The sequence below is a fragment of the Martelella mediterranea genome, assembly GCF_021021415.1.
Taxonomy (GTDB): domain Bacteria; phylum Pseudomonadota; class Alphaproteobacteria; order Rhizobiales; family Rhizobiaceae; genus Martelella; species Martelella mediterranea_C.
The window spans coordinates 143,005-157,002 of sequence record NZ_JAINWJ010000001.1; the positions used below are offsets into that span (position 1 = coordinate 143,005).

General features: G+C 62.9%; 16 protein-coding genes. 11 read left to right on the forward strand and 5 right to left on the reverse strand.

The window, feature by feature from the left end; translation table 11 throughout:
- The first annotated feature begins 81 nt into the window (after positions 1–81).
- A complete protein-coding gene (locus K7H91_RS00685) occupies positions 82–855 on the forward strand; it encodes an NAD kinase (protein WP_230718232.1) in 774 nt (257 codons plus the stop codon).
- On the opposite strand, the gene K7H91_RS00690 is transcribed toward K7H91_RS00685, so the two are convergent.
- Positions 852–1,445 carry an NUDIX domain-containing protein gene (locus K7H91_RS00690; RefSeq protein ID WP_230718234.1) on the reverse strand — a complete coding sequence of 198 codons (594 nt, stop codon included), beginning with the start codon at positions 1,443–1,445 and terminating at the stop codon, positions 852–854. The genes K7H91_RS00685 and K7H91_RS00690 overlap by 4 nt on opposite strands.
- A gap of 98 nt (positions 1,446–1,543) precedes the next feature.
- Here K7H91_RS00690 and K7H91_RS00695 point away from each other — a divergent pair, with 98 nt between their 5' ends.
- Positions 1,544–2,431 carry a 23S rRNA (adenine(2030)-N(6))-methyltransferase RlmJ gene (locus K7H91_RS00695; RefSeq protein WP_230718235.1) on the forward strand — a complete coding sequence of 296 codons (888 nt, stop codon included), beginning with the start codon at positions 1,544–1,546 and terminating at the stop codon, positions 2,429–2,431.
- Complete coding sequence (locus K7H91_RS00700; protein ID WP_230718237.1) at positions 2,428–3,030, forward strand: glutathione S-transferase family protein; 603 nt, start codon at positions 2,428–2,430, stop codon at positions 3,028–3,030. The genes K7H91_RS00695 and K7H91_RS00700 overlap by 4 nt, the downstream gene beginning before the upstream one ends.
- Before the next feature lie 77 nt (positions 3,031–3,107).
- Here the strand turns inward: K7H91_RS00700 and K7H91_RS00705 are convergent, their stop codons facing one another.
- The gene (locus K7H91_RS00705; protein ID WP_230718239.1) at positions 3,108–3,752 is read right to left on the reverse strand and encodes an outer membrane protein; all 645 of its coding nucleotides are present in this window, start codon (positions 3,750–3,752) and stop codon (positions 3,108–3,110) included.
- Positions 3,753–4,053: 301 nt separating this feature from the next.
- Between K7H91_RS00705 and K7H91_RS00710 the strand changes: the two genes are divergently transcribed.
- The 6 genes from K7H91_RS00710 to K7H91_RS00735 all read left to right on the forward strand — a co-directional run bounded on the left by K7H91_RS00710 (position 4,054) and on the right by K7H91_RS00735 (position 9,096).
- Complete coding sequence (locus tag K7H91_RS00710) at positions 4,054–4,824, forward strand: SDR family oxidoreductase (protein WP_230718241.1); 771 nt, start codon at positions 4,054–4,056, stop codon at positions 4,822–4,824.
- Positions 4,821–6,836 carry an excinuclease ABC subunit UvrC gene (gene uvrC / locus K7H91_RS00715; RefSeq protein ID WP_230718243.1) on the forward strand — a complete coding sequence of 672 codons (2,016 nt, stop codon included), beginning with the start codon at positions 4,821–4,823 and terminating at the stop codon, positions 6,834–6,836. The genes K7H91_RS00710 and uvrC overlap by 4 nt, the downstream gene beginning before the upstream one ends.
- Positions 6,837–6,963: 127 nt before the next feature.
- Positions 6,964–7,560: a CDP-diacylglycerol--glycerol-3-phosphate 3-phosphatidyltransferase gene (gene pgsA, locus K7H91_RS00720; protein ID WP_230718245.1), complete on the forward strand. Its 597-nt coding sequence runs from the start codon at positions 6,964–6,966 to the stop codon at positions 7,558–7,560.
- The gene (gene moaD / locus K7H91_RS00725) at positions 7,557–7,811 is read left to right on the forward strand and encodes a molybdopterin converting factor subunit 1 (RefSeq protein ID WP_018064256.1); all 255 of its coding nucleotides are present in this window, start codon (positions 7,557–7,559) and stop codon (positions 7,809–7,811) included. The genes pgsA and moaD overlap by 4 nt, the downstream gene beginning before the upstream one ends.
- Positions 7,812–7,814: 3 nt before the next feature.
- The gene (locus K7H91_RS00730; RefSeq protein WP_230718247.1) at positions 7,815–8,276 is read left to right on the forward strand and encodes a molybdenum cofactor biosynthesis protein MoaE; all 462 of its coding nucleotides are present in this window, start codon (positions 7,815–7,817) and stop codon (positions 8,274–8,276) included.
- A gap of 112 nt (positions 8,277–8,388) precedes the next feature.
- The gene (locus tag K7H91_RS00735) at positions 8,389–9,096 is read left to right on the forward strand and encodes a DJ-1/PfpI family protein (RefSeq protein ID WP_230718249.1); all 708 of its coding nucleotides are present in this window, start codon (positions 8,389–8,391) and stop codon (positions 9,094–9,096) included.
- 55 nt (positions 9,097–9,151) lie between these two features.
- Here the strand turns inward: K7H91_RS00735 and ndk are convergent, their stop codons facing one another.
- Positions 9,152–9,574, reverse strand: a complete 423-nt coding sequence (gene ndk, locus K7H91_RS00740; protein ID WP_026173380.1) for a nucleoside-diphosphate kinase — start codon at positions 9,572–9,574, stop codon at positions 9,152–9,154.
- Between the two features lie 97 nt (positions 9,575–9,671).
- Complete coding sequence (locus tag K7H91_RS00745) at positions 9,672–10,340, reverse strand: glutathione S-transferase family protein (RefSeq protein ID WP_230718251.1); 669 nt, start codon at positions 10,338–10,340, stop codon at positions 9,672–9,674.
- Between the two features lie 138 nt (positions 10,341–10,478).
- On the opposite strand from K7H91_RS00745, the gene K7H91_RS00750 reads away from it, so the two are divergent.
- Positions 10,479–10,991, forward strand: coding sequence for a DinB family protein (locus K7H91_RS00750; RefSeq protein ID WP_230718252.1), 513 nt, complete (start codon positions 10,479–10,481; stop codon positions 10,989–10,991).
- Positions 10,992–11,035: 44 nt separating this feature from the next.
- Positions 11,036–12,916, forward strand: coding sequence for an ABC-F family ATP-binding cassette domain-containing protein (locus K7H91_RS00755; RefSeq protein ID WP_230718254.1), 1,881 nt, complete (start codon positions 11,036–11,038; stop codon positions 12,914–12,916).
- Positions 12,917–13,083: 167 nt separating this feature from the next.
- On the opposite strand, the gene metF is transcribed toward K7H91_RS00755, so the two are convergent.
- A complete protein-coding gene (gene metF, locus K7H91_RS00760; RefSeq protein ID WP_230718256.1) occupies positions 13,084–13,998 on the reverse strand; it encodes a methylenetetrahydrofolate reductase [NAD(P)H] in 915 nt (304 codons plus the stop codon).

The following is a 13,998-nucleotide window of genomic DNA, read 5'->3' on the forward strand; positions in this document are numbered from 1 at the left end:
AGATCGGCGGCGCGAGGGGCTTGCAAATCGCGGCCCGCTCGGGTGATCTGGCCCCGCGCCAAACCCGAACGGAAAAGCGATATGCCCAAGACCACACCCGCCCTGTGCTTTCTGTCTTCCGGAACCGAAGATGCCGAGGTGGCTTTAGCCGAACTGACACAGCTTTATGGCAATGTTGCGCCGGAAGAGGCGGATTACATCGTGGCGCTCGGCGGCGACGGCTTCATGCTGCAGACGCTGCACGAATACATGAACTCCGCCACCCCGGTCTACGGCATGAACCGCGGCTCGGTCGGCTTCCTGATGAACGAGTATTCGACCGTCGATCTGCTCGGCCGTCTGGCGATTGCCGACATCAACGAGCTGCGGCCGCTGCGCATGACGACGCGCAATGCCGACGGAACCTCGTCGATCGCGCTCGCGATCAACGAGGTCTCGATGCTGCGCCAGTCCCACCAGGCGGCCAAGCTGCAGGTCAGCGTCGACGGCAGGGTGCGCCTGCCGGAGCTTGCCTGCGACGGCATATTGGTCGCAACGCCCGCCGGCTCGACCGCCTACAACCTCTCCGTCCACGGCCCGATCATCCCACTTGAGGCGCCGCTTCTGGCGATCACCCCGGTCAGCGCCTTCCGGCCGCGACGCTGGCGCGGCGCATTGCTGCCCAACACCGCCGTCGTCGATATCGTGGCGCTGGAGCCTGAAAAGCGCCTGGTCAACGCCTTCGCCGACCATACCGAGGTCAAGCACGTGCTCCACGTCCGCATCGAACAGGACCCCGACGCCCGCGCCAAGGTGCTCTCCGACCCGAACCGCTCATGGTCGGAACGGATACTGGCGGAACAGTTTTCGGACTAAAGTCCGAAAACCGACCGGTTCATCGCCGCCCATTGCAGCATGATGATCGTCTTGGCGTCGCTGATCTCGCCGGAGGCGACCATTGCCATTGCTTCGTCGAGCGTGAGCGTCACGATCTCGATGTCCTCGTGCTCGTCGGCGAGCCCGCCGCCATCTTCAACCCGCATGCTGCCGTCGGCGATTGCCGCGAAACAATGCACCACCTCGGTGAGAATGCCCGGCGCGGAGATCATGGCGCTGATGGGGATAAGCTCGCCCACCGCATAGCCGGTTTCTTCCCGGGCCTCGCGGATCGCGGCCTCGCGCGGCGTCTCGCCGTCGTCGATCAACCCGGCCGCGGCCTCCAGCAGAAAACCGTCACAATTGCCCAGCGCGAAGACAGGCACGCGGAACTGGCGCACCAGCACGAACCTGCCGAGATCGTGGTCATAGACCAGCACGGTCGCCGCCTCCGGTCGCTCGCAGACCTCCCAGGAGCGGTCGCTTTCGCGCCCCTTACTATCGCGGTAGTGGAAAACATATTCGACGATCCGGCTCCAGCCTTCGAACAGCACGTTTTTCTGGAGAATTCGGGCGCGATCCGTGGTCATGGGGAAATCCTTGTTGAAAGCAGGCGGGCGGCGAGCCGCTTGTAAAGCGATGCCGGGACTCTTAATACCATCCCGGCCAAAGGCAATGCGAGGACGCGATGAATTACCGCCATATCTACCACGCCGGCAATTTCGCCGACGTTCTGAAACACGCCGTGCTCGTCAATGTCATCCGCTATTTCGAGCGCAAGGAGGCCGCCTTCCGGGTACTCGACACCCATGCGGGCATCGGTCAGTACGATCTTTCGAGCGGAGAAGCGGAAAAGACCGGCGAATGGCGCGACGGCATCGGGAGGCTCCTTGACGCCGACTTGCCCGGCAATATCGCGCGCCTGCTTGAGCCCTATCTCGATTGCGTGCGCGCGCTCAACCCGAATGTGGGGCCGAACGGCGGAGTAAAATCCTATCCGGGCTCGCCGCGCCTTGCCCGCATGCTGCTGCGCAAGCAGGACCGGCTGTCGCTGATGGAACTGCATCCGGCCGACTACGAGACCCTGCATGCCGCATTCGACGGCGATTATCAGGTCCGCGCCACCCATCTCGACGGCTGGCTAGCGCTTGCCGGCCATCTGCCGCCGAAGGAGCGGCGCGGCATCGTGCTGGTCGATCCGCCCTTCGAGGAGCCGGGCGAATTCGATCGTCTCGCAGACGGTCTGGCAAAGGCCCACCGCCGATTCGCCACCGGCACCTATCTGCTGTGGTATCCGATCAAGAACGGCGCCCCGGTCGCCGCCTTCCATCAGAAACTGAAGCAACTTGCGATCCCGAAAATCCTCTGCGCGGAGCTTGTCGTCAAAAGCGAGCGCGACGCCGAGGGCCTTGCCGGTACGGGCCTCGTCATCGTCAATCCGCCCTATACGCTGGCGGGCGAACTCGATATTCTGCTGCCCTATCTGAAGACCTGCCTGGCGCAGGACCGTTTCGCCCGCGCCAAAAGCTTCTGGATCGCCGGCGAGACCGCACACGAGAAAGAAGACGGCCGATGAAACTGTTTTACGCCCCCGCCTCGCCCTTCTCCACCAAGGTGGTGATGGCGGCTCACCATCTGGGCATAGCGCTCGATCTGGTGCCCACGGCGACGCAGGACAATCCGGAGGACCTCCTGATCGCCAACCCGCTCGGCAAGATCCCCACGCTGGTCACCGACGAGGGCGAGACCTACTACGACAGCCGCACCATCATGCATTATCTGAACGCGATTGCCGGCGAGGATGCTCGCATCTATCCGCGCAGCCCGGAAAAACGCGCGGCGGTGGAACGCACCGAGGCGCTTTGCGACGGGATCTGCGATGCCGCCATTCTGGTGATCTACGAGACGCGGTTTCGCTCTCCGGAGGCCTGGCACCAGCCCTGGGTCGACCGCCAGTGGGACAAGGTGCGCCGCGGGCTTGATCATCTGGATGCCCATCCGCCGAAATTCGGCAAGCGGCTCAATGCCGGCCATTTCGCGCTGGCGAGCCTGCTCGGCTATCTGATGCTGCGCTTTCCCGGCCAGTGGGAAGAACACCGCGTGCGCCTCGTCAACTGGCCGGCGGCATTCGAGGAACGCTTTCCCGATTATGGCCGGCTGCGCCCGCAGGCGTAGCCCGCGGCGTTTCCCGCCCGAACGAAAAAAGGCCCGCCTTCCGGCGAGCCTCCCCTACATCAGGCGTTGTCGGGTTCTCAGAAGTGAACGCCGAGACCGACCTTGACGGTGTTTTCCTGAAAGCCGCGCTCATAGGTCGCGCCGTTCAGCTTGAAATCCTGGTTGCCGTAGTCGGTGTAGCGATATTCCAGGCGAGCGGAGATATTGTCCGTCAGCATGGCTTCCGCGCCGGCGCCGGCCGTCCAGCCCCAGCCCATCTGCGTGTCCTTGTCGCCGGCCTGCTTGGCGACCAGCTTGGAACCGGCGAGACCGGCCGTGCCGTAGAGCAGAACCGGATCCATGGCGAAACCGACGCGGCCGCGCAGCGAGCCGTTAACGCCCTGTTCCATCTTCACGCTGGGAACCACAACTTCATTCTGGTTCGAAGTGGCGAGATCGGCTTCGACGCCGTAGACGATATTGCCGCTCTGCATGTTGTAGCCGCCGAACAGCGTGCCGCCCCAGCCATCGGCCTTGAAGTCGCCCTCGTCGAACGTGCCCCAGTCCCAGTTGGCGGCGCCGCCGAGGTAGAAGCCGCTCCAGTTCGAAATCTTGGCCGGCTGAGCATAGCTCACCGGGCTCGGCTCATAAGGGGTGGAGACGATGGCGTCTGCGGCCTGTGCCGCGCCAGCGCCTACCAATACCGCCATCGCGACGGCGGTCGTCGTTTTGATATTCCGCATCTTGTCTCTCCTTCTTGTGCTTCGCTATCGTATCTGCGCGTAAAGCACTTAAGAAATGAGATAGGCGCGATTAATTATGTTATCAATGCTTTCGATAAGTCCGTCATATATATCGTTAACAATGAATTTATACAAAAATAAACTCAGAAAATCAGAGTTAATACATTATTTATATTTAAATCCGCTATATCACTGCGTGGTCGCCGCTTCCGCCGCGCCCCCGTAAGCGCGCCAACTTCCACTTGGTTGTTGCTGCGACAAGACGATATAAGCTTCGCAACGCCGTCCAAAGGATCGATATATGCAGCAAAACCCGTGCTCCAGAACCGTTCTCATCACCGGCGGCGCGAAAAGACTTGGCCGCGCCATCGTCGAGGGCATGGCGAATTGCGGCTTCAATGTGGCAATCCATGCCAATCGCAGCTTCGAGGAAGCGGAATCGCTGGCAAACGCCCTTCGCGACGGCGGCATCGAGGCCCGCGCCTTCGAGGCCGATCTACTCGACAGCGAACAGACGGGTCGCCTGATCGGCGCGGTCAACGCGGCCATGGGGCCGATCGATATCCTGGTCAACAACGCCTCGCTGTTCAATGCCGACGAGGCCGACCGGTTCAACGCGGACCAGTTCGACAGCCATTTCGCCATCCATGTGAAGGCGCCGCTGATTCTGGCCGAGCATTTCGCGCGTCAGGTCGACGGCGCGCGGTCCGGCCTGATCGTCAACATGATCGACCAGCGGGTCTGGGCGCTCACGCCGCGCTTCTTCAGCTACACGCTGTCCAAGAGCACGCTGTGGACCGCCACGCAAACCATGGCGCAGGCCTTCGCGCCGAACATCCGCGTCAACGCCATCGGCCCCGGTCCGACGCTGAAAAACACGCGTCAGAGCGACGAGGATTTTGAAAGCCAGATCGGAACGCTTATCTTAAGACGTGGGCCGGCGCTGTCGGAATTCGCGGCGACGATTCGCTATCTTTACGAAACGCCCTCGATCACCGGTCAGATGATCGCGCTCGATGGCGGGCAGCACCTGGCCTGGGAAACACCGGACGTAACGGGTATCAATGAATGACACGCAACGCGCCTGATGGCGGCATTGTTTATGACGACAGGGATGATGACGACGGCTTGCCGGAGGTCACCGTGCCCTCGCCCGACGCGATCCAGTGGAATGATGCGGCGAGCGAACAGCATGCGCTGAAGGGCGCGGAACTGATTGCCGAATTCGTCAAGCGCCTGCCGAACGCGCCGGGCGTCTACCGCATGTTCAATGCCAATGGCGACGTGCTTTATGTCGGCAAGGCGCGGTCTCTGAAAAAGCGCGTCACCAATTATGCGCAAGGCCGCGGCCACTCCAACCGCATCACCCGCATGGTCGCGCAGACCACCCATATGGAATTCGTCACCACCAGGACGGAGACCGAGGCGCTGCTGCTGGAAGCCAATCTGATCAAGAGGTTGCGGCCGCGCTTTAATGTCCTGCTGCGTGACGACAAGTCGTTTCCCTATATCCTGATCACCGGCGACCACGAGGCGCCCGCTTTGTTCAAGCATCGCGGCGCGCGCGCCCGCAAGGGCGATTATTACGGCCCCTTCGCGTCGGCCGGCGCGGTCGGGCGCACCATCAATGCGATGCAGCGCGCGTTTCTGATTCGCTCCTGCACCGACAGCGTCTATGAAAGCCGCACGCGCCCCTGTCTGCTCTATCAGATCAAGCGCTGCGCCGCGCCCTGCACCGGCGAGATATCGAAAGAGGATTATGCCGAACTGGTGGACGAGGCCCGCGCCTTTCTGTCGGGCAAGAGCAAGCAGGTCCATGCCGAACTCGCCGATGCGATGAATGCTGCGTCGGAAAACCTCGATTTCGAACGCGCCGCGATCTATCGCGACCGGTTGTCCGCGCTCTCGCATGTGCTCGGCCACCAGGGCGTCAATCCGGCAGGCATCGAGGAAGCGGATGTGTTCGCGATCCACAATGAGGGCGGGCTCTGCTGCATTCAGGTGTTTTTCTACCGCACCGGCCAGAACTGGGGCAATCGCGCCTATTTTCCGAAGGCCGATCCGTCGCTCACCGGCGCGGAAATCCTGAACGCCTTCCTGGCGCAGTTCTATGACGACAAGCCGATCCCGAGGAATATATTCCTGTCGGAGGAGATCGAGGAGCAGGCGCTGCTCGAACTGGCGCTTTCGGAGCGCGCCGAGCGCAAGGTGCAGATCACCGTGCCGAAGCGCGGCGAAAAGCGCGAGGCGGTCGAGCACGGCCTTGCCAATGCCCGCGAGGCCCATGGCCGCAAGCTTGCCGAAACCGCGACGCAATCGCGCCTGCTGCAAGGCTTCGCCGAAACCTTCGGCCTGCGCCAGCCGCCGCGGCGGATCGAGGTTTACGACAACTCCCACATCATGGGCAACAATGCGGTGGGCGGCATGATCGTCGCCGGTCCCGACGGCTTCGTGAAGGCGCAATATCGCAAGTTCAACATCAAATCGACCGAGATCACGCCCGGCGACGATTTCGGCATGATGCGCGAGGTCATGACCCGCCGGTTCGCGCGGCTGATCAAGGAGCACGGCATTCCCGAACGATCCGTTGCGCCGGATGGCGATGGCGACGCCCCCTTCCCCGCCTGGCCGGATGTGATCCTGATCGACGGCGGACAGGGGCAGATGTCGGCGGTGCGCAAGATTCTCGAAGACCTCGGCATCACCGAGGCGGTCACCGCGATCGGCGTCGCCAAGGGCGCCGACCGCGAGGCCGGCCGCGAGCGCTTCTTCATGGCGGGCCGGCCCGATTTCTCGCTGCCGCCGCGCGACCCGGTGCTTTATTTCATCCAGCGCCTGCGCGACGAGGCCCATCGCTTCGCGATCGGTTCCCACCGGGCGCGGCGCAAGAAGGAGATGGTCAGGAACCCGCTCGACGAGATCGCCGGCATCGGGCCGTCACGCAAGCGCGCTCTGCTGCAGCATTTCGGCTCGGCCAAGGCGGTGTCGCGCGCGGGGTTGTCGGACCTTGCCGGCGTCGACGGGATTTCGGAGGCGATGGCGCGGCTGATCTACGACCATTTTCACGAAGGCGGCGGCAAATGACAGTCGGCTTTCGGAAATTCTGAAAACCTGTCACAGGTTTAATGCCGCGCCGCATTGACCGCGGGGTTGCATTGGAAGCATCTTGCGGCGGGGCGCGACCGCCCGCCCGAGCAGACGGAATGACGCGATGGCATCGAAAGCTTACAATCTACCCAACCTCCTGACCTATGGGCGCATCCTGGCGGTGCCGCTGATCGTGCTCTGCTTTTTCCTGGAGGGAAAGCTCTCAAGCTCCGATTTCGCCCGCTGGGCGGCGCTGACGATCTTCCTGATCGCCTCAATCACCGATTTCTTCGACGGCTATCTGGCGCGTGCCTGGAACCAGACCTCCAATATCGGACGCATGCTGGACCCGATCGCCGACAAGCTGCTGGTCTCGACCTGCCTTCTGCTGCTCGCCGCCGATGTCGAGCGCACGATTGCCGGCTGGTCGCTGTGGGCGGCGATCATCATCCTGTGCCGCGAGGTGCTGGTATCGGGCCTGCGCGAATATCTGGCGGGCCTCAAGGTCTCGGTCCCGGTCACCCGCATCGCCAAGTGGAAGACCACTTTCCAGATGGTGGCGATCGGCCTGTTGCTGGCCGGCCCCGCCGGCGACAAGGTGATCCCTTACACCACCAATCTCGGCATCGTTCTGCTCTGGGTCGCGGCGGCGCTGACGATGTATACCGGCTATGATTATTTCCGCGCCGGGCTGAAACATGTCGTGGAGGCGGAGCGATGACCAGGCTCGTCTATTTCGCATGGGTGCGCGAGCGGATCGGGACCGGCGAGGAGGAACTGGACATTCCGGCCGAGGTGACGGATGTCGCCGGCCTGCTCGCCTTCCTCCAGGCGCGCGGCGACAATTATGCCGCGGCCCTTGCCGAACCGGAGGTGATCCGGGTCGCGCTCGACAAGTTCCATGCCGAGCATGACGCCCCGATCGCCGGCGCGCGCGAGATCGCGCTGTTTCCCCCCATGACGGGCGGGTGAGACATGAAGCTCGCACCGAAAGTCAGGATACAGGCTGAAGCCTTTGATATCGCGTCAGAAATCGAGAATATCACCGGAGGCCGCCCGGATATCGGCGCGAGTGTGAGCTTCACCGGCCACTGCCGCGACGAGGGCGGCAGGCTTGAGGCGCTGGAACTCGAGCACTATCCCGGCATGGCCGAGGAGGAGATCGCCCGGATCGGCCAACAGGCGATCGAGCGCTTCGGCCTGCTCGGCCTGACGGTGATCCACCGTTTCGGCCGCATGCTGCCCGGCGATCCGATCGTGGTGGTGATCGCCGCGGCCAGCCATCGCCATGCCGCCTTCGACGGCGCATCCTTCGTCATGGACTTCCTGAAGACCGACGCGCCGTTCTGGAAAAAGGAACACCTGAAGGACGGCGGCTCCGGCGAATGGGTCAGCGCCCGCGAACAGGATGACCGGGCCCGCGGCCGCTGGCAATAAAACGGACACGATCTTGCTGTAGAAGCGCGATTGCAGGGCTTGCCCGGATTGTAAATCGCTCTATCCTGCTGATGAAATCTTTCAATCGATTTACCGCGCGACGAGGACCGCCATGCCCGCCAATGCCGCTTCCATAGATGTCGGCTTGATCATGTATCCTGGCCTGACCCAGCTGGATCTGTTCGGGCCCGCCGACGTTCTCAATCGCATGCCGGGCACGAACATCAAATTTCTCTGGAAAAACCTCGATCCGGTGATCGTCGATCGCGGGCTGCGCGTGCTGCCCAACACCACATTCGGCCAGTGCCAGAGCCTGGACATCGTCTGTGTCCCCGGCGGCCCCGGCCAGATCGCGCTGATGGATGACGACGAGACGCTGAATTTCCTGCGACGGATTGCGCCGGGCTGCCAGCTGGTCACCTCGGTCTGCACCGGCTCGCTGGTGCTGGGGGCGGCGGGCCTGCTTGACGGCTACCGCGCCACCTCGCACTGGACCTCGATCGAGCAGCTGGCGCTGTTCGGCGCCAAACCGGTGCATGAGCGCGTGGTCGTCGACCGCAATCGCATCACCGGCGCCGGCGTCACCTCCGGCATCGATTTCGCCTTGCGGGTGGTGGAGGACATGACCGACCGGGCGACCGCCCAGCAGATCCAGCTGCAGATGGAATACGATCCCGAACCGCCCTATCGCTGCGGCACACCGAAGACCGCGCCGCCGGAGATCGTCGACGCCGTCAGGGCGCGGCTCCACATGTTCCAGTCCAGCCGCCGCTCCGCCAGCGAACGGGCCGCCGAGCGCCTCGCCGCGCGCAAGGGCTGACACAAAAAAACCCGCGGGCAAGCCGCGGGTTCTGAAAGTCGGTTCGACCGAGAAATCAGCCGACGATTTCGGTTTCGGAGAACCAGAAGGCGATTTCGCGCTTGGCGGTTTCCGGCGCGTCCGAACCGTGAACCGAGTTTTCGCCCATGGACAGCGCGAAGGTCTTGCGGATCGTGCCCTCATCGGCCTTTTCCGGGTTGGTCGCGCCCATGATTTCGCGGTTCTTCAGGACGGCATTCTCGCCTTCCAGAACCTGGACGATGGTCGGGCCGGAGCACATGAAATCGACGAGTTCACCGAAGAACGGACGTTCCTTGTGCTCGGCGTAGAAGGCTTCCGCCTCGCGCTTGGCCATCCATACCCGCTTGGAGGCGACGACGCGAAGGCCGTTTTCCTCGAAAACCTTGGTGATCGCACCGGTCAGGTTGCGCTTGGTGGCATCCGGCTTGATCATCGAAAAAGTGCGTTCAATCGCCATGTCGTCGTCCTTTGCGTTCATGAAATTTGGCCGGTGTATAAAGCGGTTTCGGCCAAAATGGAAGCTGTCGGACGCGATGAATCGATGCGGCTTGCGATTATGAAGTTTCGGTGAAGCCCTGGCAGCGCTCGAACCAGTTCATTACCGGGTCGTTGGGATCGAGAAGCCCTGGATTGCCGGTCTTGAACGCCCATTGCAGCGCGCCGAAGATGATGTAATCGGCAAAAAGCGGCTCGCTGCCGCCTATGAAGGGCTGTTTCGCCAGCATCACCCGCAGCGGCTTCAGCTTGTCGGCGAAGGCGGCGATTTCCGCCTCGCGTCCGGTCGCGACCTCTTCGAGCGTCGCCCCAAGGCGGGCTTCCCGGCTTTCGCGGAAATAGGCCTGATCGACCGGGGCCAGCATGTCGTGGATATTCTTGACCGCGATCCGGGTGATGGCGGGATGCAGCGTCGCCTGGGAATAGGCCTCGACGAACCGCGCCATGCCGGCCCCGCCCTCGCCCTTGAAGAGCGACGGGGCGTCCGGATAGGTCTGCTCCAGATAGAGCGCGATCGCGAAACTGTCGGCAATCAGCTTGTCGCCATCCTTCAGGATCGGCACGGTTTTCGAAAACCCGTTCTCGAGCTTGGCGATCTCGGTGAAGCCGACGGACTTTTCCTCAAAGTCGAGCCCCTTGTGCCTCAGGGCCAGTATGATTTTCCAGCAATGGGGGGAAAAGCGGATATCGGGATCGGCGCCGCAAAGCGTGTAGAGAATTCGTGCCATGTGAAACTCCTTCGTCGCGGTTGAAAAATTAGCACGTCAAGGGGGCATGACGCATGAGACTTATTGCTGAAACCATCAAAATTTCTCGCTGGCTTACGGCCAGCGCCGCGGTATTCTGCGGCAAAAGAGGAGACCCCCATGCTGCAGCATTACCGCCGTTTCGCCGCCTATAATGCCTGGGCCAACGCCCTTGTCTACACCGCGGCCGCGGAATTATCCGATGAGGAATATCGCCGCGATCTCGGCGCCTTCTTCCCCTCCGTCCACGCCACGCTCAACCATGTCCTCTATGCCGACGGGGTCTGGATGACGCGGTTTGCGGGCAAGGATACCGGCCCGGTTCAGCTCGACACCATCCTGTTCGATGATTTCACAGCGTTGAGGGCGTCGCGCCAGGCGATGGACGAGAAGATCATCGGCTTCATCGACGGGCTCGACAGCGTCGAAGGAACATTTTCCTATCAGCGCGGCAACCCGCCCAAGACCTATACAGACCGACTCGGCACCACGCTTGCGCATTTCTTCAACCACCAGACTCACCACCGCGGCCAGGTCCACATGATGCTGACGGTGCTCGGGCAACCGTCGCTGGCATTGGACATGATCTACTTCCTGCGCACCGCGGAAGCCCGCGCGCTCGACAACGCCTGACGCAACGCTTGCCAAGCGGTGCGGTTTCAGACAAAACCGCTGGCATGATCTCGATATCCGACCTTACCGTCCGCGTCGCCGGACGCCTGCTCATTGAAAACGCCTCCGTTTCCATCCCCGATGGGATGAAGGCCGGGCTAGTGGGGCGCAATGGCGCCGGCAAGTCGACGCTGTTTCGCGTGCTGACCGGCGCGCTTGCGCCAGAAACCGGCACGGTGTCGCTGCCCAAACGCGCGCGCATCGGCCAGGTGGCGCAGGAGGCGCCCGGCACGGAAGATCCGCTGATCGATATCGTGCTGGCCGCCGACAAGGAACGCGCCGCCCTGCTCGCCGAGGCCGAGACGGCCGCCGATCCCGACCGGATCGCCGAAATCCACACAAGGCTTGCCGATATCGACGCCCATTCGGCAGAAGCGCGCGCCGCCAGCATTCTCTCCGGCCTCGGTTTCGACGAAGCCGCCCAGAAGCGCCCCGCCTCGTCTTTTTCCGGCGGCTGGCGCATGCGCGTGGCGCTGGCGGCGGTGCTGTTTTCCGAGCCCGACCTGCTGCTGCTCGACGAGCCGACCAACTATCTCGATCTCGAGGGCACGCTCTGGCTGGAGGATTACATCCGCCGCTATCCCTACAGCGTGATCATCATCTCACATGACCGCGATCTCCTGAACACCGCGGCCAATGCCATCGTCCATCTCGACCAGAAGAAGCTGACCTTCTATCGCGGCTCCTACGACCAGTTCGCCCGCCAGAAGGCCGCCCAGGACGAGCTGCAGATGAAGGCGCATGCCAAGAACGAGGCCCAGCGCAAGCACCTGCAAAGTTTCATCGACCGGTTCAAGGCCAAGGCTTCCAAGGCCCGCCAGGCGCAAAGCCGGGTCAAGGCGCTGGAGCGGATGGGCACGGTGTCTGCGGTGATCGAGGATCACGTGCAGGGGTTCTCCTTCCCGGCCCCGGAAAAGATCCCCGCCTCCCCGATCGTCGCGATCGAGGACGGCGCGGTCGGCTATGCGCCAGGCAAACCGATCCTGACCGGGCTCAACCTGCGCCTCGACAATGACGACCGGATCGCGCTGCTTGGCGCAAACGGCAACGGCAAATCCACCTTCGCGAAGTTCATCTCCGGCCGGCTGAAGCCGGAAAGCGGAACTCTGAAGCTCGCCCCTGGCCTTCTGACAGGCTTCTTCGCCCAGCACCAGATCGATGATCTCGTGCCTGACGAAAGTGCGATCGCCCATGTGCGCAAGCTGATGCCGGCGGCAGCGGAGCCCAAGGTGCGCGCCCGCGTGGCCCAGATGGGCCTTGCGACGGAAAAGATGGATACGCCCGCGCGCGATCTTTCCGGCGGCGAAAAGGCGCGGCTCCTGATGGGCCTTGCCGCCTTCCACGCGCCCAATCTGCTGATCCTCGACGAGCCGACCAACCATCTTGATATCGACAGCCGCAACGCGCTGATCCAGGCGCTGAACGATTATCCCGGCGCCGTCATCCTGATCTCGCATGACCGTCACCTGATCGAGGCCACCGTCGACCGGCTGTGGCTGGTCCACGAGGGAACGGTGAAGAATTATGACGGCGACCTTGAGGACTACCGCGAGCTGATTATCTCCGGCGGCAAGCCGAAGGCAACGAAGATCCCGGTCGAGGATGCCCGCTCGAAGGCCGAACAGCGCCGAAGCGCCGCCGACCGGCGCGCCTCAATGGCGCCGCTGAAGAAGCAGATCGACATGGCCGAGAAAAAGACCGCGAAGATCGAGGCAATCATCGCCAGGCTCGACGCCGATCTCGCCAATCCCAAGCTCTACACCCAGTCGCCCGAAAAGGCGAAGGTAATGATCCAGGCGCGCGCGAACGCGGCGGCGGAGCTTTCCAAAGTCGAGGAAGAATGGCTGGCGCTTTCGGCGAAATACGAAGCCGGCATGGCGGACTGATCGTCGGCCGCGGAAGCATTGCCGGTGAAGACTAGAGCAGTTTCACGGAAACGCGAAACTGCTCGATCTCTTTGGTTTCACGCATTTTCGCGAACGTCAGGTGTTCCCACCTGACTGCGAAATGGTCAGGGTCACCGGCATCTGTCCGAGGACGTGTCACCCGGCTGCTATCCCGTGCGCCCCAGCATCTTTTCATCCGATTCCCTTTCGGCCGGCGTGATGCCGAGGCGGTCGAACACCGCGATCAGGAGCTTGGAGCGGTTCATCGTGTAGAAGTGGAACTCGGAGATGCCGCGCTTCTGCAGATCGAGCACCTGCTCGGCGGCGATATCGGCCGCCACTTCGAAATGCGCCGCGGGGTCATCAACGAGACCGCCGAGCCGCTTTTCGAGGAAATCCGGGATGCTCGCCCCGCACATCGCCGCAAAACGCTTGAGCTGATTGAGGTTCTGAACCGGCATGATGCCGGGCAGCACCGGTAGGGTGATTCCGGCCCTGCGGACATCGTTCAGGTAGTCCTCGAACACGTCATTGTCGAAGAAAAACTGGGTCAGGGCGCGGTCGGCGCCGTTATCGGCCTTCGCCTTCAACATCGCGATATCGGCGGCGCGATCGGCGCTTTCGGGGTGTTTTTCGGGATAGGCGGAAACCGAGATATCGAAATCGTCGATCGCCTTCAGCCCGGCCACCAATGCCGCGGCATTGGCGTAGCCGCCGGGATGCGGGCGATAGGCAGCGCCGACGCCATCCGGCGCGTCGCCGCGCAGGGCGACGAAGCGCTTCACGCCGGCATCGCGGAACCGGCGGATCACGTTATCGACCTCGCCGCTGGTGGCTTTCACCACCGTCAGGTGCGAGGCGGTGACGAGATCTGTCTCATCGATCAGCCGCTTGACGGCATCGAAGGTCGGGGCCTGGCTGGAGGCGCCTGCGCCATAGGTGACGGAGACGAAGGCCGGATCATAGGCCGACAGCGCCTCCACCGCCCGCCACCAGCCGGCGGCGGCGTCCTCGCTCTTGGGCGGAAAAAATTCGAACGAATACACGATCGGCCGCGTCAGCGCGCCGGTTCCATCGGTCAT

Bases quoted from the DNA above. Each gene is read 5' to 3' on its own strand.
- K7H91_RS00745 (WP_230718251.1), bottom strand. From the start codon at position 10,340: ATGGCACGAATTCTCTACACGCTTTGCGGCGCCGATCCCGATATCCGC.
- K7H91_RS00690 (WP_230718234.1), bottom strand. From the start codon at position 1,445: ATGACCACGGATCGCGCCCGAATTCTCCAGAAAAACGTGCTGTTCGAA.
- K7H91_RS00695 (WP_230718235.1), top strand. From the start codon at position 1,544: ATGAATTACCGCCATATCTACCACGCCGGCAATTTCGCCGACGTTCTG.
- K7H91_RS00685 (WP_230718232.1), top strand. From the start codon at position 82: ATGCCCAAGACCACACCCGCCCTGTGCTTTCTGTCTTCCGGAACCGAA.
- K7H91_RS00735 (WP_230718249.1), top strand. From the start codon at position 8,389: ATGCCCGCCAATGCCGCTTCCATAGATGTCGGCTTGATCATGTATCCT.
- ndk (WP_026173380.1), bottom strand. From the start codon at position 9,574: ATGGCGATTGAACGCACTTTTTCGATGATCAAGCCGGATGCCACCAAG.
- uvrC (WP_230718243.1), top strand. From the start codon at position 4,821: ATGACACGCAACGCGCCTGATGGCGGCATTGTTTATGACGACAGGGAT.
- K7H91_RS00710 (WP_230718241.1), top strand. From the start codon at position 4,054: ATGCAGCAAAACCCGTGCTCCAGAACCGTTCTCATCACCGGCGGCGCG.
- moaD (WP_018064256.1), top strand. From the start codon at position 7,557: ATGACCAGGCTCGTCTATTTCGCATGGGTGCGCGAGCGGATCGGGACC.
- K7H91_RS00700 (WP_230718237.1), top strand. From the start codon at position 2,428: ATGAAACTGTTTTACGCCCCCGCCTCGCCCTTCTCCACCAAGGTGGTG.
- K7H91_RS00755 (WP_230718254.1), top strand. From the start codon at position 11,036: ATGATCTCGATATCCGACCTTACCGTCCGCGTCGCCGGACGCCTGCTC.
- pgsA (WP_230718245.1), top strand. From the start codon at position 6,964: ATGGCATCGAAAGCTTACAATCTACCCAACCTCCTGACCTATGGGCGC.
- K7H91_RS00705 (WP_230718239.1), bottom strand. From the start codon at position 3,752: ATGCGGAATATCAAAACGACGACCGCCGTCGCGATGGCGGTATTGGTA.
- metF (WP_230718256.1), bottom strand. From the start codon at position 13,998: ATGACCGATGGAACCGGCGCGCTGACGCGGCCGATCGTGTATTCGTTC.
- K7H91_RS00750 (WP_230718252.1), top strand. From the start codon at position 10,479: ATGCTGCAGCATTACCGCCGTTTCGCCGCCTATAATGCCTGGGCCAAC.
- K7H91_RS00730 (WP_230718247.1), top strand. From the start codon at position 7,815: ATGAAGCTCGCACCGAAAGTCAGGATACAGGCTGAAGCCTTTGATATC.